The sequence below is a fragment of the Methyloprofundus sp. genome (assembly GCF_965251085.1).
Lineage (GTDB): Bacteria > Pseudomonadota > Gammaproteobacteria > Methylococcales > Methylomonadaceae > Methyloprofundus.
Genome location: NZ_OZ252594.1, coordinates 653,259 through 678,645 on the forward strand (window position 1 = coordinate 653,259; position 25,387 = coordinate 678,645).

Consider the following 25,387-nt stretch of genomic DNA (forward strand, 5'->3'; position numbering starts at 1 on the left):
TCAATTACTCGTGCTGCACTAAGTGCAAACCTGATTTCGTCCCTGATTTTTTGCTTTATATAGAGCGGCATCTGCTCTTTTTAGCAAGGCATTGACGCTAGGGTCTTTAGCATAGGCCGCTACGCCAAAACTACAACTCAAGTGTGAGAAAAATTCAAAGGCGTATTGATCAATAATGTTACGCAATTTTTCAGCCAGCAAACGTCCACCTTGCTCGGTTTGTCCAGGACAAATAATTAGAAACTCTTCGCCACCCCAGCGCCCCAGCGTATCAACTGCACGAATATTACGCAACATGAGTTGCGCTAGGGTTTTTAATGCATAATCGCCAATTAAATGCCCATGTTCATCATTAATATTTTTAAAGTGATCGATATCAATTAAAATCACGCTAAATTCATGCTGGTAACGCTTTGCCATATGCATTACTTCATCAAGCTGCTGATCCAGTTTCATCCGATTATTTATACTGGTGAGCTTGTCTGTGAGGGACAAGTGACGTAAACGGGAGTTATTCTCTCTAAGTCGCCAATAACGATACAATACAAAGAGCATCATCAGTGTCAGCACACTGGCGATTATTATCAATAGAGTGTTATCCGTCCCGGAAACATATTTAATTGCAATCCAGTCGTTAGTAATTTCATGGTGTTGCTGTTCACTAATGCTGGCGATCGCTTTATCAAAAATCCCTACTAATAAAGGCTCATCATTTCGTGTACCTATACCTAGGCGTGATTGTTGTGCTAGCTTTCCGGCTATTTTCAACTCCCCAATATAGCGCTCCTGAAAGGCATAACTAATATCGGGTAATGAACCAATCATGCCATACAGTTGATTGCGGCTAACCTTATCTAAACCTGCGTTTAAGCTCGGCACTTCAATCAGTTTTATATCAGGGTATTGCAACTGCAGCAATTCAGCATACGCATAGCCTTTTTGCACCCCCAGTTCTTTGTCCAAAACTTCTTCTATGCTATTAATATAGTCTTGCTGGTAGGATACTGCGATCACCAGCGGAAATTCTAGATAAGCTTGTGTAAAATCAAGAAATTTCTTGCGTTCAGGTGTCGCCATCAGCAGCGAAAAAATATCACATTGGCGTTGTTCACCTTGCTTAAGTGATTCAAACCAGCTACCACTAGGTGTGACAACTATATTGATATTTAATCTGCTGGCAAATAACCGCATAAAATCCGCGCTCATGCCTATGTGCTTCCCTTGTGCTATTTTCTCAAAGGGCATCCAGTCAGGATCAACACACATAGTAATTTGCTGCTTGCGTAGTAAGTATTGCTGCTCTTCGCTACTAAGTTGTATAAGTTCGCTACTTTTTGAATCAGAATTGTTAAGCGCAAAAACGGGCATTGACCAAAAACTTCCGTAGCATAACACTAGGATAAGTAAGTTTTGTGTCAAACAACGCATGGCAACGAGCTCTAAGACGTCTACAATGGGTTATTTAATAGCTCATCTAGCTCAGGCAATGAGCTGTCTTGTTTACGGCACGACTTATAAAAATCGACAAACTCCATAAAAGCCTGCTCTAAATCATCCAGAATTCCTTCTTCATTTTCCCGTTCTTCGGGTAATACATCTGGCGAGTCCAGATATTCTTTTTGCAAAGCAACTTCACTATTTATTGACAGAATCGCATAGATAACGGCATTGCTGGAAAGTGTGTCTGACATAGGGGGATCCTTTTATTGTAATAGCTTAGGAACGCGCACGAAATAACTTAAGCATCTGGCGCAGGATTTTTATTTGTATTCAAAGCCTGCCCCGTGCTTGATACGGGGACGTAGAAACAGGCGCATAGCCAGCTACGTAACAGTTTCTACAACGCAGAAGACGGATAAAAAGACCAGCCAGTTTTAAGTTTTTCGTGCGCGTTCCTTATCAAGCATTGTATTGATACCGACAGTAAACCCGACACGAACATCCCTGTGTGTCGGGTGCAGTAAATTAAACCTTAATCACGCAAGAGTTCATTAATGCCTGTTTTGCTGCGTGTTTTCTCATCGGCATGTTTAATGATTACTGCACAATACAAACTATGTGTACCATCTTTTGAAGGCAGGTTACCCGAAACAACAACTGAACCTGCAGGAATGCGGCCATAAGTAATTTCACCCGTCATACGGTTAAAGATTTTAGTGCTTTGGCCAATATAAACACCCATCGATATGACCGAGCCTTCTTCGACCACAACACCTTCAACAATTTCCGAACGTGCTCCGATAAAACAATTATCTTCAATAATGGTAGGGCCTGCCTGTAATGGCTCTAATACACCACCAATACCTACACCACCTGATAAATGTACGTTTTTACCAATTTGCGCACAAGACCCCACGGTTACCCAGGTATCAACCATCGTGCCACTACCCACATAAGCGCCGATATTAACGTAGGATGGCATTAGAATGGCACCCGGAGCAATATACGAACCATGACGTGCAACGGCATTAGGTACTACACGTACGCCCGCTTCTGCGAAATCTTCAGGAGTGTAAGAGGCAAATTTAGTTTCTACTTTATCGTAGTAACGTGCCGCTCCGCCGTCCATGACGCGATTTTCATTAATTCTGAACGACAGTAAAACCGCTTTCTTTAGCCATTGATTAACCACCCATTCGCCACTACTTTTATCAGCAACTCGAGCCTGACCTGAATCCAGTAAATTGATCGATTCTTTGACTGCATTACGCACCTCGTCAGAAACACTAGTGGGAGAAATTTCACCTCGGTTGTCAAAAGCCTGGTTAATAATTTTTTCTAATTGGTTCATCATTTTTCTATGTTAAAGAGTTAATAAAATTTTTAATACGATGTGCGGCTTCTATGCACTCAGGTACTGGAGTAACTAAATCCCTACGCACATGATTCCCCCCGGGTTAACTTAACCCCGTCTACTTCACGGGATAAATAACTGCCAGGTAAAACGGTAATATTTTGCTGCGGCTGATTTTCATCAGCATAAATTTCGCTATAGCATTCGTCTGAAGCAATAACAAAATCATATTGCAGCGCCAGCTTAATTAATTTTTCATGCGTAGCCTGATCTAGGATTGTCCCTGCTGGATTGCCTGGTGAACATATATAGAGTAACTGGCAAGCTTTCCATGTCTCTACAGACACACTATCAAAATCAGGTAAATACTGATTTTCTTCCAGAGTATTCAGGTTCTGCACCTGAGAGTAAAGCCGCGCCTTTATAAATTTGATTCGGCATTAATACTAATGCGTTTTCCCGGTGATCAACAACACATTGCGCAAAAGCAAACAAGGCTTCGCGAGTGCCATTCACCGGTAGTACCTGTGTTTCAGGGTCAGTGTTTACCTGGAATCATCTACCTAGCCATTTACCTATTGCAATTCTTAGCTCGGCCAATCCCTTAGTCGTTGGGTAACTACCTAATGCTGCAATATTATCTAATAACGCGCTGCTTTTCACTTCCGGCGTTGCATGTTTTGGCTCTCCAACCGACAAGGCAATATGCTCCTTATCTGCAGGCGGAGTAATGCCCTGTTTTAAATGCGCTAACGTCTCAACAGAATAGGGGTGTAATTGCGGTAAATGTGGATTCATTCAAGGCAGTCGAGTATTCAGTAACCGTGCATTCTATCATGGACAAGTGCTATATTTTTATAAATACCCAATGCATATTACAAAAAAAGGTAAAATACGCTTAGATTTTCAATTAAAGGAGTGCAATAGCTTTAGCTGTTGCAAGAAAAAAGCTAAAGCTTTTTTACTCCACCTATACTTCGCGCGGTCACGGATGCGGAAAATATAGTGAGCTGATTTTTGTCGATAGCAAAGCCTGCCCCTACTTGATAAGGGGGCGCTGAAACTGGCGCGTAGTTGGCTACGTAACGGTTCCAGCAACCTAGCTATCGGTAAAAATCAGCCGCTAGAAATCCTCAGTCGTGACCGCGCGAAGTATAATAACAGCATTAAATAGTACAAATGCCTAAACGTTCTCTTCTATATATAATTACCCTACTCAGTTTAAACTTTATTTTTGTGCCTAAACTATTTGCTCACGCAGGAGTTGATCATGGGGATAATTGTTCTGTGCATGTAGCAGGGTTTAAATTGCGCCTGGGCGGCTTTCAATCAGCGTCTAAAGTAGGCGGGGGAAAGCATTATTGCCAATTATTTCCTGCAACCGGCGAGGTGATTTTTACTTTCGATCCTGACTTACAACTGAATAATAGAAAATTAAACTTAAAGCTTTTATCTGCAGACTCCTACTGGGATGTCTTATTTGATTATGACAATGCTTTTAAACAAATCGTCAGCCAGGCCAATAACGCTTTGACTATTGCGCATCATTTTCCACGGGCCGGGCTGTATGCTTTGCAAGTTTCACTACCATCTGATGAATTAGAGCCAAGCATGAATAACAGCCAACGTTTGGTGTTTTTAGTCGGCTTGCCGGTTATTAAAATACTGGTGCTAGTCGGCTTTGGCTTTTTATTGATTTTAGCTTTTGTGCTATTTAGACAATTGCAGGCCGGTGTCGTTGAAAAAAGCTAGATAATATAGCAATCTGTATTTTTTTTAGCAGTGCAGATTTAATTTTATAGATTGACTCTTTTTTGGGGGCAGGCGTTGCTATCGTCAACAATTAGCTCACTATACAACCGTATACGTGACCGCGCGAAGTATAGATTGGTTTGGTACGGATTTATTGATACGCTAATTTTAAAAAAATTTTAGCTCACTGGTAAGGAATCTTGTATCTTTACGACTTAGAATAATATTTAATAGCTAAATACGAAGTTACAGACATAAGCATATTTTATTTTTTTGGAAGCTTAGATGAAGGATACGACAATGAGTAAGTTAATACAAAACTATAATGGGCCAGTGCTAAAGACCAGGGAAGAGTTAAAAGCCTGCGCTTGTTACACTGCCTAGTCTATTCAAAATGAGTGGTGCAATAGCCGTTTTTGTCAAAACTCCAGGACTTTCACCGGTAAAAACACGCCTGGCTGCAATACTGGGAAAAGAGACCGCCGAAGCTTTTCATCTTGCTTCATCTCAATCAGTTTCCTCAGTTGCGCAAGCATTAAGCCAGCAAGCCGATATTAAAAGCTATTATGCGGTAGCTGAAAAAACCGCTTTAAACCATAGCTACTGGGAAGATATGCCTTGCATATGGCAGGGCGAAGGCGGTTTAGGTGAGCGCATGGCGCATATATATCAAACACTATTAAACGAACACGATTTTGTTATTCTGGTTGGGGCTGATATTCCACAAATGACCGCTGCTGAACTATTAAATGCAGTGAACTGGCTACCTCATGCAGAACAAGCACGCTTAGTCTTTGGCCCCAGTATTGATGGCGGGTTCTGGGTGTTTGGAGGTAACTGTCCTGTTCCGCATAGCTTATGGACGGATGTCGTCTACAGCACAGCCGATACAGGCGCTCAATTTTTTAATAAAATTGAGCGCCTGGGTAATGTTAAGACTTTAGCTGCTTTACGTGATGTCGATGAAGTGAGTGATCTACTTCCCTTGCGTGATGCCTTGCTGAATCTGGCAGAGCCATTACCTGAGCAACATGAACTGATGCGGTTTCTGGATGTTTTGCCGGCAAATTTTGCTAAATATTAAACGAAAACTAAAGATGCGCGACGTTAAACCTTTACTACTCGATACTGACTTTCCTCAAATTAGCCGTGGGCGCTTAAGCACCTTACAAATGAATTTAGGGTATTTGTGTAATTTGAGTTGTAGCCACTGCCATGTAAATGCAGGGCCCAATCGAACTGAATTGATGACTCGGGAGACGATGGTAACGGCATTACAGTTTGCTGATAAATATCAGCTCGAAAATCTCGATTTAACCGGCGGCTCGCCTGAAATGAACCCGGATTTTCGCTGGCTGGTAGAAGAGGCTAGAAAACAAGGCCTGCATGTTATGGATCGTTGCAATCCGACCATTTTAGTCGAGCCAGGATATGAAGAAACTGCTGAATTTTTGGCTGAGCAGCAAGTTGAGGTGATTGCTTCCTTGCCCTGTTTTCTGGAAGACAATGTTGATGCTCAGCGCGGAAAAGGTGTGTTCACAGCATCGATAAAAGCTTTGCAAAAGCTGAATGCGCTCGGCTATGGTCAAGCTGATAGCCGCTTAATACTAAATCTGGTCTTTAATCCGCAAGGGATGGCCTTGCCTGCGCCCCAGCTGCAATTGGAAGCATCCTACCGTACCTTTCTAAGTGAACATTTTGGCCTGCAATTTAACCAATTGTTTACCATTACTAATATGCCGATTCAACGTTTTGGTGCAGTGTTGTTAGCTAAAGGCCAGTTTGATGAGTATATGCATTTATTGAAACGATCCCATCAGCCGGAAAACCTTGCACAGGTGATGTGTAAAAGTCTAATCAGCGTGGACTGGCAAGGCTATGTTTATGACTGTGATTTTAATCAAATGCTGGATATGCCAATATCCGGAAATTCTACGCATCTTGATCAATTGCTCGAACAAATGCCCGCAGAAATGCCTATAAGCGTTGCCGATCATTGTTATGGTTGTACTGCCGGGCAGGGATCTAGTTGTACGGGCGTATTAACAGCGGGTATTGAATAAAACAGTTCAATTATCAGCGCATCTTTGTTATTTACTGGAGAATTATTATGAAGTGTATGTATTACCTCACATCTACGTTGGAAAGTACCCGAAAAATTACTGATGACTTGCATCAAGCGGGAATAGGGGACTGGTTTATTCATGTATTAAGTCAGGACGAGGCGGGGCTAAAAAAAGAGAAAATCCATTCCAGCAATTATTTAGAGCAGTTAGATCTTTTACGCTATGGAATCCTTGGTGCAATTTCAGGTTTTGCAGTTGGGTTAATCGCGGCCGGGTTGGTTAATACAACTGAACTGTTTGGTTCAGATATACCTAATGTCGCTTTTTACGCTATTGTTCTATTTTTTACTATGTTCGGTTCCTGGGAAGGTGGTTTGATAGGCGTTGCTGCAGAGAATAAAAAAATGGCTTTATTCCATGATGACATAGAGGCGGGGAGTTATTTAATTATTGTTTATATTAAACAATCGGCTGAAGATGTGCTCCATAAAGTGATGGAAACACAACACCCAGAAGTAGAGTTAGCCGCTATTGATGTTAACTTTTATAATCCGTTGACAAGCTTGAAACGTATTTAAGCGTAACGTGTTCATTATTAAATACTGAACGTAAGAAGCTACAAAAAGACTAGGGCCAGGTTGAGGTCCCAATGCTGTTGACATAAGCCCTCTCTTGCTGGAGAGGGTTGGGTGAGGAGGATTATAATCCCCTTCTCCCTCTGGAGAAGGCGTTTATTCTTAAGTCAACAGCATTGGGTTGAGGTTCTGGGTGTTTTAATACGATAGGATTCTATTTGATTAACTGTTACCTAAATCCTGCAAGCCCATATTTTGACTCTCATTAACCTGTCTAGCTAAGTGGTTATTAGGTTTTTACTGCCGCTTTGCCAGCCCTCTTTGTCCAACCGATCAAAATATCCAGATTTAAATCATAAATAGAGGAAATTTTTTGTATCGTATGGATATCCCCCGAGCCCAAGGCAATAAACACCCTGCCAACGTGCCATGACCTTTTAATCAAAGTGACTTAACTTCGGTTAATGTTAAGCGAGTAACCCCACCTTAACCCAATCATCCCATTCCTGTGGATAGAGCGGATCTGCAGGTGTTCTGACTCTCAGCTGATTATTGCCTGTGAGTAATTTTCCAGCCACCCGAATCAGATAAGTACGAAGTGTATCCGGCTCCCATTGGCACAACGTTTTGTTGCCACTCAATTGAGCCATCCAGCGCACGGTATTGTAGGCAAGAACGGCGCAATGAAATAATGCGGCATTAGCCAGAAATTGATTCGTTCTGATTTTACCTAAACCCATTTGTGATTTTGCTTCTTCAATCCATGTTTCGCACGTCGCTCGTTCACCATACTTCTTATGTGTTTGCCAAGGCGATAGAGGTTCAGTTGTTACATAACAAAAATAGTCATATTCTGCCGTATCCCAAAGCTCGGACTGAGGTCCTGTCACTTGTTTAGGTTGCTTTATCCTGACCGCGACAAACTGACGAGAGCGAGACCAGCCACCACAACGATATTGAAACTCGCTCTGCTCCCAACCGGGTCGGCCTTGTATGGCTGTCCAGGCCTGTTTGGCCAGCAATGCGTTCAAATTCTTAAGTTTAACCTTTATTAGATACCCATGCCCTCTGGTATCGAGAAATTCAAGCAAATCACCGACAAAATAACCACTGTCACCGCGAAAAATAATGCGCATCCGATTGGGCAAGTGTGCAAGTAACTGTTTGGTAAATTCTACAACACCATTGCTTGTAAAGGCATTGCCTGTCCGGAACCAGGCTTGTAAAATTTCTTTTGTTTCCGCTAGAAAAGCGAGTTGTGGATGGTATGAACGGGCACCTTTCTTTTTGGGGTTGAAGCCTTTGGCACTTCCTTCTTGTCGACCACAAACGGTGTCCACAGTTGAATCGACATCGACCCACTGGACGGATTGTATGCCAGTTTTCGATTTTCCGGAACGAAGCAATCGCCGCCAGTGTTGACCACGCAAAGTATGCGTGAGCGTTTCAAACGGGCTTATCTGCCTATCACTTACTTCTTTAAAGATCCGTAAAATTGTGGTTTCAACAGGAATCTTTATCCAGCCAGCTACTTTGCGCAGTACGCTATCTGCCCATACGGTCGTCACCTTTGCCATTGATGTTGCTCCCCCCATCATGCCAACCAACGTCAATAGAACCACATCAGATAAGTGATGGTCTGCATTTTCACCCCGCCGATGTGGAACGCTTTGTTTTACGGTTTTTTCAAAACCTATCCTGTCTAAATATTTCACGACGGGAATCAGTCCCGCCTGGCTTGTCAATCCATGTGCTGTAGATGTCATTTTTACCGTTCGGGTACGGTTTCTTACGTGAGATGAGGATTTTGATACTTTAGAGGGCTTCATTAAAACAATGAGATAGTGAAATCAGGAAAATGATATTATATCATTGTTTAATAAGGAGTTTTGTGGATTATTATGTATAATGCTTGCAGGATTTAGGTGTTATATGAAATAAAAGAATATGCATTCGATTTCAGAATTTATAGCCGAATTAAAGAAACAGCGCAATACTCTTACTGTGTCGAATCCCTATCTTGAAGTTGGAGTTGCTGAAAATTTAAAATTGTATCTTGAGGCAATGCTAAAACTTGATGGGAAAAGAATTCTATTAGTTGGAGAAGCTCCTGGATATAAGGGCTGTAAAATAACGGGGATTCCATTTACAAGTGGTAAGATTTTTGAAAGTGTGAATCATCCTATTTTATCTGGCATCAAAGATAAATTGAGACTAGGAAAAATTGAATCAGAAAATACAGCTACGATTGTATGGAATTACTTGGCAACGAAAAACAAGATTCCTTTATTTTGGAATTCATTTCCTTATCACCCACACCCTGAAGATAATGAAAATAAAAATCGTGCTCCCACTTATGAAGAAATTAAATATGGGGTGAAATTTCTACATGCTCTAAATGCAATATTTAAACCAGAAATAATTGCAGGCATTGGAAAATCAGGGTTAGATTGTGCTAAACGTGCTTTTCTAGAAAGAGAAATCAAATATATTAGGCATCCATCTTTTGGTGGTAAGTCAGAGTTTATAAAAGGTATGAATGAAATTCTTTAACAAGCCAAAAGCATTCGGACAGGAAATGCCAGCTCCATTTTGTTCTAGGATAGCAATAATTTAGCTTTCTGTGCGTCGTGGCCTATTCATAGGAAACTCCTGTTGGTCGTTTATTTGCCATTCGAAAGGTTAAAACCTTCGCTTTTCAGGCGAACAGATTTATCCAAATGTTACCCTTTGGAATTAACAATAAATATACCCGAAACTTTGTGTAGCCCGTATGGAGCATGCGGAATACGGGAAAGTGGATGTACGGCTATTCGCCTGTACCCCGACTTTTAGTCGCCAGAATTTCAAACCCACCTGTCTTTCATCGGGTGGTTGTTTATTTGGCTGCGCCGATGCTCATCGTTGCACTATTTTCCAAAATTAGTCACCCATTCTCGCGCTTCCTCAAAGTCATTAAAACCACTGGCTGGCCAGGACAGTATTTTACCGTTCTAAATAGATCTTCAGAATACGGATTATCATTACTGACACGCGGCGACTGTAGGAACTGGTTAAGTTCAATTCATGCATTTTACTGCGCAAGGTGAGTGACTTCAAGCGTGCTTCATTATCGGAATGTAAAACAAGTTGGCTATGCCTGTTTTTTTTCATTTAAATAAGGCGCGCACTAGTAGTACAGCAGCATCTTTTCCACTATAGACCTCAGCGCCTACAATTATACGGCTATAGGTGCATCAGCATTGTTCCGGGCAATTTTGTTTGCTTCTTTTATTTCTAGATCACTTTCTTGTATCAGGCTTTTAAAATAAGGGATCGTGCGTTTAATTAAGCCCTTCTCCAAGAGTAATTACAAGGTTCCAATCCAAGTCCGTTCCTGTCAGCTGGTTTCCTGCCTCCCTATCTGGGTGACGTATAAATCAAGCTCGTCTAGCAACTTATAACTCTGAACATATCGGTTTTTCAATGTTTTTCTATTTTGTCTGAGAGCCGTGGTAATCAGGATATTAATATCTCTCCTGTTTAGGAGTGAGGGTTTTATTAAATCTAAAATTTATAGGATGCGCTTCGTGCCTTTGCACGTCCTATAGGTCTAGTTTCAAATCCTTATTCCTTAGCCGCAAAAATGCTGAGTAGAAAGAACAAAATAACATCAGTTTTAAATTATTTGTAAGTTTTTCTTTTTCTGTACGACTGATAGACAAAGTGCAACATTTGTTGCCTGGTATACGTATATGTCTATAGGTTAAAGGCTGATCCTTTTATAGAACTGGAAAAAAGCCCGGCTGAATTTGTGGATAGCATCACGGATTACGCGCTGACAATTCGTTATGATAGCCAGCATAGAAGTGCTGTAGTTTTTGATCAACAAGGGGAGCAACTAGTGAGTGTTAGGACCTTTTGGTTTGCCTGGTATGCGTTTCATCCAGAAACACAAATCTAGGTTGCGCCATAGGTGTTTAATTAAACTATGTTATATACAAATTAATGTATGTGTCAAATAACTTATTTAATCGTTATAAGTTGATTTTAAATCAATTAAATTTTGTATATAACTTATTTTTAATGCATCTTAAAATAATTTATTTTACTGAATACCAATATTTTACCTTGGTATAAGTAAATGATAATGTTAATAAAATGCGTTATTATTTGGTTTTATAGGGGTGCGTAGGTGGCCCTTGTGTTTTATCGATATTAGTTGTTGGTATGTAATATGCTTCAAATAAAGAGTGAGTTTTTTTATAAAAGCTCTAAATAAATCTAATTGAGGTATTAAAAATGAAAAAAATAATAGCAAAAAATATAACCCTCTCGGTTATCACGGGTGGCATTCTAATGGCAAGCCAAATAGCAACTGCGCACACTCGGCTTCAGATACCGTCTATCGATGAGGGTACTCGGGTTTACAATAACGAGATCATTGGGCATGGCTGCCGTAACCCAGATACACAAGCCGTAGACGTGACTACTATAGCAACAGTTGTCGTGTTTCCTGATGGTGTGGATTCCAGTATTACTGTTGATGGAGTTGCCAGTGATCAGCCATTGAGTGATTTTATAGAAAACTGGGGAAGCCCTGTACGTAAAGTGCAGAATAAAGATGTATTCGAAATGGAAAAACAGATTAAAGACCCGCTAGGTAATGTTGTAGGCTATTGGGCGGGTATTGGTGGACGACAAGGTAGCTTGATAGGTGCGGTTCCTTTTCGGACAAGTTCATTTGTTTTTACAGAAGCATCTTGTGCGAAAAGTGTTAAGGCGATTGTTGCTATTGCAGATATATGTAAATTGACTAATATTGCAGGTTTTAATGATGCGGATATCATGCTCTGGACACCTGCGGTAGGTTCACAGTTTGATGGTACTGATGATCTTAATGGTTATAATTCACCTGCATCACTTACAATTAATCGTACTAGTGCCTTACCAGAAGCTTGTGGTGAAGGGGTAGAGGTTGTCGTCACGCCATCAGCCGTACAGTTGAATCGTGATATGCCTGTTAGCATCAATGGTAATCAAATCTGGCCATTATCTAACTAAGGTCCTTAATATTAAGGAAGTTTAATAACGGTTTAACCCTCAACTTGTTTGGGGGGAAAGCTGTTTTTAGACCCAAAAAGTAGAGCGGACTGTTATTCGCTGGAGCAGGCAATACGATAGAGACAAGCGCACTTATGTGTGATCTACGACTTGTATTAATATTGTCTATCACTTTTAAACACATGGAAGCACAAGCATAAAAGAGGTTATTTCAATGAATTTAATCAGAACTCCCAATATATTACTTAAGACAGCACTGCTATTAGTAAGCAGTGCCTTTAGCTCGATTAGTTTTGCTCATAGTGCGGGTGCTATTTTAGGTGCGGTGGGCAATAATGCTCACGCAACTGCATTTGCGGCCATAACCTGTTTTGATGATGGTAATGGCTCGCCAGCTGGGCTATTTGCGGAAATAAGAGGCGGAGTGGAGCCAGAAGATGGTGGGTTAATTAGTATGCAATTGCACAAAGGTAGGCAGGTAACAAGTACTACCGATACTGTTCTTGGTGATGCTGATTTTAGTGAGGCTGTACAACTTAACGCAGGACCCGGTGTTTACAATATGTTTGTAAATAAAACCGACGAAGATTCAATACAGTTTGAAGTTACTTGGCACTGTATGACAAAAGATCAAGTGCATACTGGAACTGATATTACCATACGACAATTTCAATAATCAATTATGAACTGGCGAACCAACATATTATTGCTTAGTGCTGTCGGGCTTCTATCTTGTTCAACGCTGTACGCAGCTGAGGTGGGTCAAAAGCTGAGCGCCTGTCCATTAACAAAGCTAAGCAACAGTGCGCAAGCCGTTGAACTTAACTCGTTTTCGGGAAAAGTACTGTATGTCGATTTTTGGGCTTCCTGGTGCCCGCCTTGTGCAAAATCCTTCCCCTTTTTAAATGAATTGCAGCAACAATACGCGCTGGAAGGGTTGCAAGTAATAGGCATTAATCTTGATGAAGAACCCGAAGATGCAGAGGAATTTTTGCTGCGATTTCCTGCAAAATTTACCCTGGCGAGTGATCTCACCAAACAGTGCGCCGAAGATCTTGGCGTCGTAGCCATGCCTTCGTCCTATTTAATAGATCGAAAGGGTATCATACGGCATATTCACTTAGGGTTTCGTGCAGGTGAAACGGAAGATTTGCGCAAGATGGTAAAGCAACTCCTTGCTGAGCCTGTGATTTGAGGGAGGACACCGCATGAAAACACCCCACATAATATTAAAAGTTCTATTGCTTTTTTGTAGTGCTGCGCTTATAAGCTGCACACATGTGGCAGCCTGGGAACGTGGTACGCTAGCCAAACCACATATGGCATTAGAGCCTCATCCATTACAGAGTGCTAATCGTGCTCATCATTATGGTAGCCGCGAGGCAGGTGCAGCAAGTAACGCTTCTTCTGGAGGCGGTGGATGTGGTTGCTATTAATAAAGCAAAGCATTTACTGGAACAAAATGTCGATGCGGCTAACAACTCTAAGCAGAACTTAGCACATACTCCCTGTCCAGCGTCTAGCGCCTTGCAGGCATTGACTTCTGCTGCTATTGTATTGCCCGGCTTACTGTTGTCGCCATCGAAAACCATGGCAGAAGATACTGTCAGTATGCAGTACAGTTATTATAAGGAAGGCAAGCGTGAGCTTTTTAATGTGCCTAATACTCGAACGACTATTAGTGTTGACACCTTTCATCTGAATTCGTATATAAGTCTGACAGATCGGATAAAATTTGCTTTCGATTACACTCAGGATACCTGGTCTGGCGCAACGCCGGTAACCACCTCACCTCTGGTCGCTGGCGGTAATAACCCTGTATTGGAAAATACTGATGATGGTGTGACTGTTGTGGGTGCTTCGCCTATTATAAATAGTAAGATGTTGATGAATCATCAGCTGACTCCTTTAGGACGAAATCCTGCCACCGGTGAAATTCTGGGTCCAAATACGCAACTGGTTAATGTACTTTCTTCAGCTTCTCCGGAAACGCGTAATCAAACTGACTTCGGTCTGGCGTATGAACTGGATACTATGACTCTTAACGTAGGTGGCGGATTTTCGATAGAACCTGACTATCATTCATACTACGGAAATGTTGGCGGCCTGTGGAATATTAATGAAGGCTTGACTACTCTTAAAGCTGGGGTTGGCTATAACTGGAGTGAAACCCAGGCCATTCTTGATCATGATGCTGCGCCTTATATCACTAAAAGGGCCTATATTGATCAAATCGAATTTCGTGATGGTTCGGAAATTTTACATGGAACCAAACAAGACTGGTCGACCAATTTTGGCGTGACTCAGATTTTGAATAAGTCTGCCTTGCTCGATCTGAATTTAGGCTATGTTCATGGTTCGGGGTTTATGGAAAATCCATATAAAACCAATGCTATTGTATTTATTGATCCGGATACTATTCCAACCAACCCTAATATCCCTATTGTTGGAGATGTCCGGGCATTCCTGGAACAGCGACCTGATATACGTAATCAGGTTTCTTTAGCGACTAAATTTGTCCAATATATAGACCCAATTAACGCAGCAGTACATCTAGGCTACCAGTACTCACATGATGACTGGGGAATAAATGCCCATACCTTTGATGCTGAATGGGTGCAACCTGTGGGCTGGGGGTGGACATTTGCACCACGGGTTAGATATTATTCGCAAAGTTCGGCTGATTTTTATCAACCCTACTTGACATCGCAACAAGCCTATATCAAGAATACGGTTGATGATCAAGGCAGAGAAGTCTGGGTAGAAGTCGGCGATCCGGGGGGGGAGGAATATTTTCGTGATGAGGATTTTAATCTAGTCGATTCCGATGGTGAGATTGTCGATGAAAGTGAACTCAATGTTCGCAATAAAAAAGATTTTTATAACCCTGATTTATTACCGGATAATTTTTCCAGCGATTACCGTTTATCAGGTTTTGGCACTATCAGTGCTGGCATGACGCTTTCCAAGCAGTTCGCAAAAGGATTTACCTTGCAAGGAGCCTTCGAATATTACCTGCATGATGGTTCATTAAAACTGGGGGGCAATGGCGAGGGTAACTATTCAAACTTTGATTCTTATTCTGTCAATGCTTCAATCATCGTTGATATCAATGCATTAAGTCAAGGCGGTGGATATGATATGCATGCCGACCATGCTGACCATGCGGATCATACACAACATAGTGGTCATACTGCACCGGCAGGGGTAATGTATAGCCATATGTTACCTAATGCGGGTGATATAATGGTCGGTTACCGTTATATGTACGGGCGTAGGGCAGGGGATGTCTTACATGGATCAGATAAAGCCAGTGATCAGGAAGTTGTCGCTAATGGCTGTAGTGATGCAACGCAGTGTCGATTTGTGCCCACGTATATGCAAATGGGTATGCATATGATTAACATTATGTACGCACCCACTGACTGGTTAAATTTAATGCTTATGCCTACTTTTGTCAGTAAGGAAATGAATATAAGAGAGCTGGATGGGCGGCCGCCTCCGGTTGATGGTGCGCATGAACACACGGGCATTGCTGGGCATGCAACAGGTGGTGTAGGAGATACTGTGATCAGTTCATTATTTAAATTATATGGTGGGCAAGGGCACCATGTCCACCTTGGTTTGGGGGTTAGTGCGCCAACGGGTGCTGTCGATCTGGAATTCAGGCGCGTCGCACGAGAGGATGGCGGTATTGTCCATTACGGTATGCAATTAGGTAGTGGCACCTGGGATTTTCTGCCTAATCTGACCTATACAGGTGAATATAGTGACTGGGCCTGGGGTGCACAAATCAAGGGAACTGTGCGCATGCAAACGCAAAATGAATCAGGTTATCGCCTGGGCAATTCATTGGAAAGTAGCCTGTGGGGAGCATATAACCTGACTGATTGGCTTTCTGGTTCAATTCGCGGCGTGTACAGCACTCAATCTTCGATAAAGGGGAGTTTTAATACCTTTAATGGCCAGTCTGGGCCAATGGATTTTCCTGCCAATTATGGCGGACATTATGGCGATATTGGGTTTGGTGTTAAAGCATCTATTCCCCGGGGTAGTCTGGTGGGTAATACTTTTGCTTTTGAGTGGTTACAGCCGATAGCTGATAATGTCAATGGCTATCAACTTGAACGTCAAGGTGCGTTAAATGTTTCCTGGAGCTATGCTTTTTAATTGCGCAGCACCTATTTATATTTGAACAAGAGATAAACTTACCTGATTACCCATAACTCTCAGCTATAATTCGTCATTCCTGCATGCTTCTAGCAGGAATCTAGTTGGTTAAGCATAGATTCCCGATAAAAGACTTCGGGAATGACGAGTTTGTTAACATGCTGATTATTCACGTTTATTTTACTATGGCTGAGAGTCATACGTAATCAGGTAAACTTATGATTGATTATGAAAATCTGTTTTTTCTAGTTGTCTTTCTAAAATGGTTGCGGTACTCGCTGATATGAAATATTTTAAATATCAATTCAAAGCCATGGGTACACCTTGTGAAATCCAGCTATATGCAGAGAGTGAGAGCCATGCCCGAGAGACTGCAAATTTAGTGATAAACGATGTCAGCCGTCTTGAGGGATTGTACTCTCGGTACCGGGAAGACAGTTTTTTATCACAAATAAACCGTTATGCTGCCAAGGCCAAAAAAATCACAGTGGATACTGAAACAGCAGGACTACTAAATTACGCAGCCACCTGCTACCAACAAAGTGATGGCTTATTCGATATCACCTCTGGAAAACTACGTCAGGCCTGGCGCTTTGACAGTGGAAAAATACCTGCTCAAAATACAATTAATCAATTATTGCGCCAAATTGGCTGGCATCAGCTGGACTGGAATCCGCCCGTGCTGGATTTTTTCATACCAGGACTGGAAATTGATTTCGGGGGGATTGTGAAAGAATACGCAGTCGATCGAGCTGCATCTTTGTGTATAGAGGCGGGTATTTATCATGGAATTATCAATCTGGGTGGAGATATTAAAATTATTGGCCCCCAGGCAGATGGTAGCCCCTGGAAAGTAGGTATTCGCCATCCGCGTATACCTAATGCAATGTTGCAAACGCTCTCTTTGACGCATGGTGCTTTAGCCAGTAGCGGTGACTATGAGCGATTCATTCTAGTCGATGGCATTCGTTATAGCCATGTATTGAACCCTAAGACGGGTTGGCCAGTCCGCTATATGTCTTCTGTCAGTGTGGTTAGTGATTTCTGTGTGGTCGCCGGTAGTGCTTCCACGATAGCGATGCTTAAGGAAGAACAGGGGCCTGAATTTTTACAGGATTTAGCCTTACCGCACCTCTGGTCGAATGTCCTGGGCAAGGATGGCGGGAGTCTAATGCCCGGTGGGGTATGCTGAAATGTTCAGGGACATCATTTCTATGCAGGGCATGGGACCATCAATACTATATGAGCACTTCTAGAAATTCATGACTGGCATCTGCACGCTTAAAATGTTCGATAACTTCGTTGAAAATCTTGTTAATAGCTTGCTACCTAAATCCTGCAAGCCCATATTTTGACTCTCATTAACCTGTCTAGCTAAGTGGTTATTAGGTTTTTACTGCCGCTTTGCCAGCCCTCTTTGTCCAACCGATCAAAATATCCAGATTTAAATCATAAATAGAGGAAATTTTTTGTATCGTATGGATATCCCCCGAGCCCAAGGCAATAAACACCCTGCCAACGTGCCATGACCTTTTAATCAAAGTGACTTAACTTCGGTTAATGTTAAGCGAGTAACCCCACCTTAACCCAATCATCCCATTCCTGTGGATAGAGCGGATCTGCAGGTGTTCTGACTCTCAGCTGATTATTGCCTGTGAGTAATTTTCCAGCCACCCGAATCAGATAAGTACGAAGTGTATCCGGCTCCCATTGGCACAACGTTTTGTTGCCACTCAATTGAGCCATCCAGCGCACGGTATTGTAGGCAAGAACGGCGCAATGAAATAATGCGGCATTAGCCAGAAATTGATTCGTTCTGATTTTACCTAAACCCATTTGTGATTTTGCTTCTTCAATCCATGTTTCGCACGTCGCTCGTTCACCATACTTCTTATGTGTTTGCCAAGGCGATAGAGGTTCAGTTGTTACATAACAAAAATAGTCATATTCTGCCGTATCCCAAAGCTCGGACTGAGGTCCTGTCACTTGTTTAGGTTGCTTTATCCTGACCGCGACAAACTGACGAGAGCGAGACCAGCCACCACAACGATATTGAAACTCGCTCTGCTCCCAACCGGGTCGGCCTTGTATGGCTGTCCAGGCCTGTTTGGCCAGCAATGCGTTCAAATTCTTAAGTTTAACCTTTATTAGATACCCATGCCCTCTGGTATCGAGAAATTCAAGCAAATCACCGACAAAATAACCACTGTCACCGCGAAAAATAATGCGCATCCGATTGGGCAAGTGTGCAAGTAACTGTTTGGTAAATTCTACAACACCATTGCTTGTAAAGGCATTGCCTGTCCGGAACCAGGCTTGTAAAATTTCTTTTGTTTCCGCTAGAAAAGCGAGTTGTGGATGGTATGAACGGGCACCTTTCTTTTTGGGGTTGAAGCCTTTGGCACTTCCTTCTTGTCGACCACAAACGGTGTCCACAGTTGAATCGACATCGACCCACTGGACGGATTGTATGCCAGTTTTCGATTTTCCGGAACGAAGCAATCGCCGCCAGTGTTGACCACGCAAAGTATGCGTGAGCGTTTCAAAATGGCTTATCTGCCTATCACTTACTTCTTTAAAGATCCGTAAAATTGTGGTTTCAACAGGAATCTTTATCCAGCCAGCTACTTTGCGCAGTACGCTATCTGCCCATACGGTCGTCACCTTTGCCATTGATGTTGCTCCCCCCATCATGCCAACCAACGTCAATAGAACCACATCAGATAAGTGATGGTCTGCATTTTCACCCCGCCGATGTGGAACGCTTTGTTTTACGGTTTTTTCAAAACCTATCCTGTCTAAATATTTCACGACGGGAATCAGTCCCGCCTGGCTTGTCAATCCATGTGCTGTAGATGTCATTTTTACCGTTCGGGTACGGTTTCTTACGTGAGATGAGGATTTTGATACTTTAGAGGGCTTCATTAAAACAATGAGATAGTGAAATCAGGAAAATGATATTATATCATTGTTTAATAAGGAGTTTTGTGGATTATTATGTATAATGCTTGCAGGATTTAGGTAATATTTAAAAAGGGAAACTGGATAGTATCTTTTACTGACCAGATATTTTGCACCTGCCCTATATACCCTACTTTCATGGTCAGGTTTTCAATTGACTTATTGGTTATTAGACCCGCGTCAAAAGTTTGTTCCATTTGACGCCAGGCTACCGCACCTATAAAACGCTGATCATCAACATTAATGACTTGTCGACCAGCTTTGAGTTCAGTATCAGGGATACCTTTATATGTCACATACATCTGGTTAAGCTCAGCTGCCTGCGGATCAGCGACTACTTCACGGGTTGGATCACCTTTCCAGCTAGACTTTGGCGAAAAGTAATCGGGTTGCATGGCGACATTACCTTCAAATTCACCGTAGGCTTGAAAACCATAAAACTCAGGCGTTAGATAACCAAAACGCAAACGTAAGGTATTGGCATAGGCCGTTTCTCTACCATTATTCGCAACATCTACCATTTCAAAACGGTAACGTAAGTCAAATTTTATCTGGCCATATTTGCCATCTTCCTGCTCAAATTTTAAGGCATCATCGACTTGCGTATCGAAAGCGTCGACATATAGCTCCTCAGAAAAAGCTGGCTGGATAAAAATCGATGCCAGAATGGCTGTTGATAGTGCAGTTTTAACAAACCCGTTCGGTTTTGTTAGTACCCTTGCTGTTGACAGCATATATTTAGATCTCTTAAGTTTAAATTTAATTGTTTTTTATCTAATGTAGCTACGAATCGTGCACGGCATTAGACAGCTACCAGGGGCGCAAGACATTAGAAACTCTGAAAGTATTCAGTGTAGGCTGGGTTGAGTTTCGTGCGTAATCCTACCGTCTCTTAACCCAGCCTTCGAAAATAGTGATCAAACCTGACTTTCTGCATAACAAATTGAAAATAAGGATTAAAAATCATGCCAAAATATGCTAAGTAGTGCCATAATATCTATTTATACATATGTTTCAATTGCTTACAAATTTAAATTCGAAAGCTAGGTTAACAGCGCTTCCGCTTTCCAGGATTACGCGAGTTTCATATGTGTCGTTGTTTACTAAGGGAGATGGAAAGAAATAATCATCCAAACGAAGTAAGCTTGTGTCTCAATAATTTATAATAATGAATTCTGAATTTATTCTCACACTAGGCAGATAAGCTTGTTGATATTAACAGATAGCATTATAGGTTGGATTATAAATACAGCCCATCGTTTAAAAGGCTCGGTACGTCGTATATTCATGGCTGAAACGGTGGAGCTACTAGGCTCAGGTGGTGCAAGTATTGCTGAAGAAAAACTAGGATGGAATAGAGGCACTATCCGAAAAGGACAATATGAACTTGAAACTCAGCCCATAGAAGATAATTTTTCAGCGAGAGGGCGTAATAAAAGTGAAGAGCATTTTCCTCATCTACTTGATGACATAAAAAAAATTGCTGAACCGGAGTGTCAAACGGATCCCTCTTTTAATTCCTGTCGATTATATACCCGGCTAACGGCTAAAGAAGTTAGAAAACGTTTACTGGAGATTGATTATTACGATGAAAAAACATTACCTTGCTCAAAAACTATCAATACAAAATTAAATGACCTGAGTTACCATCCAAAAAAGGTACAAAAAACAAAGCCTCATAAGAAAATCAAGGAAACGGATGCAATTTTTGAACAAGTTCATTCAGTCAATGGAATGGCAGATATCAACCCAAAAGAGATTCGTATATCAATTGATGCCAAAGCAAGAATGAATATAGGAAATTTTTCACGGGGAGGACGAAATCGGGTTTTAACAAAAGCAGAGGATCATGATTTAGATGTTAAGGAAAAGTTAACTCCTTTTGGTTTTTATCTGCCTGAACATGATGATTTTTTCCTTTTCTTTACAGCAGGCTATGCCAGCAGTGATTTCATCGTTGACCGATTGGAAGAAATTTGGCCAGAAATTCAAGAAAAATATGGAGTAGATATTCTGACAATTAACGCTGACAATGGTATGGAGAACAGTAGCTCCAGAACTCAGTTTATAAAAAGGCTTGTGGAGTTTGCTGAAAAAAGCAACATAAAGATAAAACTGGCCTACTACCCTCCTTATCATAGTAAATATAACCCAATTGAACGAGTATGGGGAGCCTATGAAAATCATATTAGTGGCGACATAATGGATACAGTTGAAACAACTTTAAAATTTGCCAAAAGTATGACCTACAATGGCAAAGCACCTATTGTTAAATTAACAGAAAAAATATATGAAACAGGAGTAAAGGTAGGTAAAAAAGCAATGAAGACGTATTATCAGTTTGTTGACCGAATGCCATCGTTGGAGAAATGGTTTTTGACCATTTCTCCTGGTTGTTCTGGATGATTATTTCTTTCTTTCCATCTCCCTAAGGATATTGTTCATCCATACCATGCATCATTTCCGGTAAGGACTTAGGTGCTTTCAACTCAGGGTGCTGTTTTCTATCCGATAAAACAATAGAAATATGCATCCAGATGACAGAAACTCCAACAATAACAAAAAGCAGCATAAAACAGCTGGTCCAGACACCGATTACATCATTCATAAAACCAAAGCAAATCGGTAGAATGAAACCACCTAAACCACCAATCATACCTACTAAACCACCGACTGCACCGACATGATCAGGGTAATAAACTGGAATATGCTTATACACAGCCGCTTTACCCAGAGACATAAAGAAACCCAGAAAAATGGTCAAAATAACAAAGGGCACTATCCCAATTTCAAGGCTAAAGTTAATGGGGCCTTGTATGCCATGAATGGTGTACTCTGTAGAAGGATAGGATAGAAAAAATAGGATTGTCAGACAGCCAAGAAAAGTAAGGTACATCACTCTTCTTGCACCTATTTTATCTGACATCCAGCCACCTAAGGCACGGAATATACTACCGGGTAGCGCATAACACGCAGCCAACATACCTGCAGTGGCAATTTCCAGGCCATAAACCCCCATATAGTAACGCGGCAACCAAAGAGCTAATGCAACATAGGCACCAAAAACAAAAAAATAATAAGTTGCAAAACGCCAGACTCTTAAATCCTTTAAAGGCTCTAACTGCATTAAAGCAGGCCTTACTTTCTCACCTCTTTCTTTACGCGCTTTAGTAAAAGGGTCTTCTTGTGTAGTCAACCAGAACACAATGGCCATAACGAATAACACCACGGCATATATTTTGGCAACATTTTCCCACCCATAGGCAATTAGCAAAAAAGGAGCGCCAAAGTTAGTGACCGCAGCCCCGACATTGCCCATCCCAAAAACACCTAATGCCGTTCCCTGGCGATCTGATTCATACCAGCGCGAGACGTAGGCAATCCCGACAGCAAACGAGCCCCCTGCTAAACCAACACCTAATGCAGCTAACAGATACATAGGATAAGTCGAGACCATAGATAATAAATACACCGATACTGAGGTTGCCAGCATTAATACAAAAAAGACGATCCGTCCACCAAACTGATCTGTCCAGATGCCTAGAAAAATACGGCTTAATGAACCCGTTAAAATAGGTGTTGCAACCAGTAAGCCAAACTCGGTATCATTCAGACCCAGATTTTGCTTGATTTTAATTCCGATAATAGAAAAAATCGTCCAGACTGCAAAGCATACTGTAAAAGCTATGGTGCTAACGGCTAGACTTTTGGTTTGCTGGCTACTGGTAACGCCATCAAGTTCATGCATAAAAATAACTCCTAAATAATAAAAATAATAGCGTACCCCTAATAATTAGGATTTTTGTTCGAGTTCAAGGCGAATGTTTTTCGAGAACCGCAGTGCATATGAAATACATGAGGATCGCAGAAAATCATTCAACGCTGAAATCGGGCAAAAAGACCAATATTTGAGGTGCCCTAAAGTTGAAATCAGACCCAAGCAAGGGGTTTATACCTGTAGGGCGTGGCTTTAGCCCGCCTTATCACAGGAATGGCGGGCTAAAGCCACGCCCTACGCATCTTTGAGATACCGAGGAGTTTTTTTGCTATAGGTTTTCAGTAATCCCTACCCATATCACCCAAAGGTATTCAGGTAATATAGGCAATACAATCTATTTTTGGGGCGATAATGTTAATGTTCATCACCCTGCTCAGCGTGTGAATCGGTATCGCCGGAATAAAGTGCAGCATTCTTTTTACCTGTAACATTTAAAATGCCCCAGGCACCTCTATCTATCCGTGTTAATGCGTGATCAACCAGGACATAATTACCCGGATAATCAACCTGAAACTCGACCATCGTTGCGCCACCGGCAGGAACCAGTGTTGTCTGGACATTTTTTAATGGGCTGCCTAAGGAGGCTTCTGGATAAACGCGATCAAAAATTTCGCCAATAATATGAAACGAGGATATTTTAGCGACGCCAGCGTTACCAATAAAGAGTCGAATCTTATCTCCAACTTTGGCATGCAATTGTCCATCACCTACTAGCGCACCTGTGCGACCATTAAAGATAATGTATTCAGGACGTTCATCGATCATTTTCCGGCTGTCAAATGCCTGAAAGCCTTTTTTGCCCATTCTGCCATGCGTATACAGCTCGCCTTGCATCACATAAAACTCGTGATCAACTTTACTTAAGCCTTGCGTTGGTTCGACTAATATCAAGCCATACATACCGTTGGCAATATGTGTTGCTGCGTTACCTGCTGCGCAATGATAGACAAATAGTCCCGGAGTCGTCGCTTTAAATAACAGGTTTTTTGTTTCTCCCGGTTCAACCTGCGTCACCGCCATACCACCACCAGGACCCGTGACAGCATGTAGATCTATCGCGTGAGCATGACTACTATTTTCTTCATTATGTAAACTCAGCTCAACCGTATCACCTTCCCGCACTCGCAAAAAGGGGCCTGGCACTGTATTGTTAAAGGTCCAGTAATGATAAGAAATACCCGGTGCTATCTCTGCAATAACTTCCGTTGCATTCAGTTTAATAGTAATTTTTTCTACGCGTTTTCTAAGTAAGGGCCCAGGTAAATCAGATGCTTTATGACTAATGTCTTTAATCTTTTGATAGTCTGACAGCTTAACCGACATACGGTGCTGATAATGGTCCCCCGGTCCAAAATTAACTTGCTTTGACGAATGCTTAGATGAGTGATGCTTATTACTCTCATTTGCATGCACAGGAAAAGCAAAAAGTAGTGCCACGAATACAGGCATTAACAGCTCTCGCGTATTAAATGTATTTTTTATTATTCGTTTTATTTTCATGCTGATTCTCTACTATTTAGGGTTAAGAATACATCTATTGCAACATCCCTGTAGTAGAGCGGACTTTAGCCCGCCTGTCTCACATGCATAATCATGCTCGAAAAAAGTAGCATGCCTGCTCTATTGTTGGGGTTCGTACCTCACCCACAACCTACACCTTTAAGCGAATTAGCTTATACTACTAAATGTCGTAACTCTGCCATTTTTTCCCCTGCTTCGGCTCTTTGCTTATCGTTCAATATGGCCTGGGCATGTGGTGAAAAATCTTCATCTTCACGCGTCAAGTGTTCGCGTAATAGTTTCTCAAATACAGTTGTATAGTGCTGTAAGGCATCAAAATTTGTAATTTTTTCAGGTTGCTTTAGCTGTTTAGCGACTACCTTCCAGGCCTCTTCAATTTCCTCATGATCCATCATTAAGCGTTCAATCATACCGTCTACTAAAGCTGAACTTCCTAGCAATAGTGGGAATAAGCTCAGCTCTTCATCTTGGTGATGTAAGTGTGTTGCATGTTGGTAATGACAATAGACCTCCATGCACTGGTTAGCATAATCCTCATTCATACCCTTTGCTTTAAGGTTGGCGACCAGTTGCAATAATTGCTCACCACGCTCTAAAAAGTCTTCATGATAAGACTTTAAAACAACCAGGCCATCACTAAAGCCTGAAACAGGTTCTTTATATTTAAATTCCACTTATGATCCTAATTTACTTTTGCTTGTTTCTTCAATCGGGGAGTAGGCTTTAG

24 protein-coding genes and 1 pseudogene are annotated in these 25,387 nt (G+C 41.7%); 12 read left to right on the forward strand and 13 right to left on the reverse strand.

Translation table 11 applies throughout. The annotated features are described in order from the left end of the window. Positions 1 to 18: 18 nt before the first annotated feature. The 6 genes from ACQY3F_RS03180 to ACQY3F_RS03205 all read right to left on the reverse strand — a co-directional run bounded on the left by ACQY3F_RS03180 (position 19) and on the right by ACQY3F_RS03205 (position 3,592). The gene (locus tag ACQY3F_RS03180; protein WP_428353450.1) at positions 19 to 1,266 is read right to left on the reverse strand and encodes a diguanylate cyclase; all 1,248 of its coding nucleotides are present in this window, start codon (positions 1,264 to 1,266) and stop codon (positions 19 to 21) included. Between the two features lie 182 nt (positions 1,267 to 1,448). Further along, positions 1,449 to 1,691: a hypothetical protein gene (locus ACQY3F_RS03185; protein ID WP_428353451.1), complete on the reverse strand. Its 243-nt coding sequence runs from the start codon at positions 1,689 to 1,691 to the stop codon at positions 1,449 to 1,451. Between the two features lie 281 nt (positions 1,692 to 1,972). After that, the gene (gene dapD / locus ACQY3F_RS03190; protein WP_428357592.1) at positions 1,973 to 2,791 is read right to left on the reverse strand and encodes a 2,3,4,5-tetrahydropyridine-2,6-dicarboxylate N-succinyltransferase; all 819 of its coding nucleotides are present in this window, start codon (positions 2,789 to 2,791) and stop codon (positions 1,973 to 1,975) included. 83 nt (positions 2,792 to 2,874) lie between these two features. Then, positions 2,875 to 3,195, reverse strand: a complete 321-nt coding sequence (locus ACQY3F_RS03195) for an aminotransferase class I/II-fold pyridoxal phosphate-dependent enzyme (RefSeq protein ID WP_428353452.1) — start codon at positions 3,193 to 3,195, stop codon at positions 2,875 to 2,877. After that, positions 3,152 to 3,310, reverse strand: coding sequence for a hypothetical protein (locus ACQY3F_RS03200; RefSeq protein ID WP_428353453.1), 159 nt, complete (start codon positions 3,308 to 3,310; stop codon positions 3,152 to 3,154). The genes ACQY3F_RS03195 and ACQY3F_RS03200 overlap by 44 nt, the downstream gene beginning before the upstream one ends. A gap of 39 nt (positions 3,311 to 3,349) precedes the next feature. Continuing rightward, positions 3,350 to 3,592 carry a hypothetical protein gene (locus ACQY3F_RS03205; protein ID WP_428353454.1) on the reverse strand — a complete coding sequence of 81 codons (243 nt, stop codon included), beginning with the start codon at positions 3,590 to 3,592 and terminating at the stop codon, positions 3,350 to 3,352. Positions 3,593 to 3,973: 381 nt separating this feature from the next. On the opposite strand from ACQY3F_RS03205, the gene ACQY3F_RS03210 reads away from it, so the two are divergent. The 4 genes from ACQY3F_RS03210 to ACQY3F_RS03225 all read left to right on the forward strand — a co-directional run bounded on the left by ACQY3F_RS03210 (position 3,974) and on the right by ACQY3F_RS03225 (position 7,190). Further along, on the forward strand, positions 3,974 to 4,546 hold the full coding sequence (locus ACQY3F_RS03210) for a hypothetical protein (protein WP_428353455.1): 573 nt from the start codon (positions 3,974 to 3,976) through the stop codon (positions 4,544 to 4,546). A 394-nt stretch (positions 4,547 to 4,940) separates the two neighbouring features. Continuing rightward, positions 4,941 to 5,630 (forward strand): TIGR04282 family arsenosugar biosynthesis glycosyltransferase, encoded by a 690-nt coding sequence (locus ACQY3F_RS03215; RefSeq protein ID WP_428353456.1) that lies wholly within the window; start codon positions 4,941 to 4,943, stop codon positions 5,628 to 5,630. A gap of 13 nt (positions 5,631 to 5,643) precedes the next feature. Next, the gene (arsS, locus tag ACQY3F_RS03220) at positions 5,644 to 6,609 is read left to right on the forward strand and encodes an arsenosugar biosynthesis radical SAM (seleno)protein ArsS (protein ID WP_428353457.1); all 966 of its coding nucleotides are present in this window, start codon (positions 5,644 to 5,646) and stop codon (positions 6,607 to 6,609) included. A gap of 56 nt (positions 6,610 to 6,665) precedes the next feature. After that, positions 6,666 to 7,190: a hypothetical protein gene (locus ACQY3F_RS03225; protein WP_428353458.1), complete on the forward strand. Its 525-nt coding sequence runs from the start codon at positions 6,666 to 6,668 to the stop codon at positions 7,188 to 7,190. A 464-nt stretch (positions 7,191 to 7,654) separates the two neighbouring features. On the opposite strand, the gene ACQY3F_RS03230 is transcribed toward ACQY3F_RS03225, so the two are convergent. Beyond that, entirely contained in the window at positions 7,655 to 9,016 is a 1,362-nt protein-coding gene (locus ACQY3F_RS03230) for an IS1380 family transposase (RefSeq protein ID WP_428353459.1), read from the reverse strand. Positions 9,017 to 9,191: 175 nt separating this feature from the next. Between ACQY3F_RS03230 and ACQY3F_RS03235 the strand changes: the two genes are divergently transcribed. After that, entirely contained in the window at positions 9,192 to 9,740 is a 549-nt protein-coding gene (locus ACQY3F_RS03235; RefSeq protein WP_428353461.1) for a uracil-DNA glycosylase, read from the forward strand. A gap of 365 nt (positions 9,741 to 10,105) precedes the next feature. Here the strand turns inward: ACQY3F_RS03235 and ACQY3F_RS03240 are convergent. After that, positions 10,106 to 10,417 (reverse strand): annotated as a pseudogene (locus ACQY3F_RS03240) (IS3 family transposase); the annotation flags it as partial. Positions 10,418 to 11,468: 1,051 nt separating this feature from the next. Here ACQY3F_RS03240 and ACQY3F_RS03245 point away from each other — a divergent pair. From ACQY3F_RS03245 to ACQY3F_RS03270, 6 genes are all read left to right on the forward strand, one after another. Beyond that, positions 11,469 to 12,230 (forward strand): hypothetical protein, encoded by a 762-nt coding sequence (locus ACQY3F_RS03245; RefSeq protein ID WP_428353462.1) that lies wholly within the window; start codon positions 11,469 to 11,471, stop codon positions 12,228 to 12,230. Between the two features lie 214 nt (positions 12,231 to 12,444). After that, on the forward strand, positions 12,445 to 12,906 hold the full coding sequence (locus tag ACQY3F_RS03250; protein ID WP_428353464.1) for a hypothetical protein: 462 nt from the start codon (positions 12,445 to 12,447) through the stop codon (positions 12,904 to 12,906). A gap of 6 nt (positions 12,907 to 12,912) precedes the next feature. Then, entirely contained in the window at positions 12,913 to 13,425 is a 513-nt protein-coding gene (locus tag ACQY3F_RS03255) for a TlpA family protein disulfide reductase (protein WP_428353465.1), read from the forward strand. Positions 13,426 to 13,510: 85 nt separating this feature from the next. After that, positions 13,511 to 13,666 carry a DUF4266 domain-containing protein gene (locus tag ACQY3F_RS03260; protein WP_428353467.1) on the forward strand — a complete coding sequence of 52 codons (156 nt, stop codon included), beginning with the start codon at positions 13,511 to 13,513 and terminating at the stop codon, positions 13,664 to 13,666. Beyond that, positions 13,653 to 16,400 carry a DUF3570 domain-containing protein gene (locus ACQY3F_RS03265; RefSeq protein ID WP_428353468.1) on the forward strand — a complete coding sequence of 916 codons (2,748 nt, stop codon included), beginning with the start codon at positions 13,653 to 13,655 and terminating at the stop codon, positions 16,398 to 16,400. Before ACQY3F_RS03260 ends, ACQY3F_RS03265 begins: the two co-directional genes overlap by 14 nt. Before the next feature lie 283 nt (positions 16,401 to 16,683). Then, positions 16,684 to 17,592, forward strand: coding sequence for an FAD:protein FMN transferase (locus tag ACQY3F_RS03270; protein ID WP_428353469.1), 909 nt, complete (start codon positions 16,684 to 16,686; stop codon positions 17,590 to 17,592). A gap of 371 nt (positions 17,593 to 17,963) precedes the next feature. On the opposite strand, the gene ACQY3F_RS03275 is transcribed toward ACQY3F_RS03270, so the two are convergent. Both ACQY3F_RS03275 and ACQY3F_RS03280 read right to left on the reverse strand, forming a co-directional pair. Beyond that, entirely contained in the window at positions 17,964 to 19,325 is a 1,362-nt protein-coding gene (locus ACQY3F_RS03275; RefSeq protein ID WP_428353471.1) for an IS1380 family transposase, read from the reverse strand. A 92-nt stretch (positions 19,326 to 19,417) separates the two neighbouring features. Then, positions 19,418 to 20,095: an alginate export family protein gene (locus tag ACQY3F_RS03280; RefSeq protein WP_428353473.1), complete on the reverse strand. Its 678-nt coding sequence runs from the start codon at positions 20,093 to 20,095 to the stop codon at positions 19,418 to 19,420. 475 nt (positions 20,096 to 20,570) lie between these two features. On the opposite strand from ACQY3F_RS03280, the gene ACQY3F_RS03285 reads away from it, so the two are divergent. Continuing rightward, positions 20,571 to 21,767 (forward strand): ISAzo13 family transposase, encoded by a 1,197-nt coding sequence (locus ACQY3F_RS03285; protein WP_428352931.1) that lies wholly within the window; start codon positions 20,571 to 20,573, stop codon positions 21,765 to 21,767. Positions 21,768 to 21,789: 22 nt separating this feature from the next. Here ACQY3F_RS03285 and ACQY3F_RS03290 read toward each other — a convergent pair whose 3' ends face one another. From ACQY3F_RS03290 to ACQY3F_RS03300, 3 genes are all read right to left on the reverse strand, one after another. Beyond that, on the reverse strand, positions 21,790 to 23,109 hold the full coding sequence (locus tag ACQY3F_RS03290; protein WP_428353475.1) for an MFS transporter: 1,320 nt from the start codon (positions 23,107 to 23,109) through the stop codon (positions 21,790 to 21,792). Positions 23,110 to 23,493: 384 nt separating this feature from the next. Next, a complete protein-coding gene (gene nirK / locus ACQY3F_RS03295; RefSeq protein ID WP_428353476.1) occupies positions 23,494 to 24,576 on the reverse strand; it encodes a copper-containing nitrite reductase in 1,083 nt (360 codons plus the stop codon). Positions 24,577 to 24,812: 236 nt separating this feature from the next. Beyond that, the gene (locus ACQY3F_RS03300) at positions 24,813 to 25,334 is read right to left on the reverse strand and encodes a hemerythrin domain-containing protein (RefSeq protein WP_428353477.1); all 522 of its coding nucleotides are present in this window, start codon (positions 25,332 to 25,334) and stop codon (positions 24,813 to 24,815) included. Positions 25,335 to 25,387: the final 53 nt, after the last annotated feature.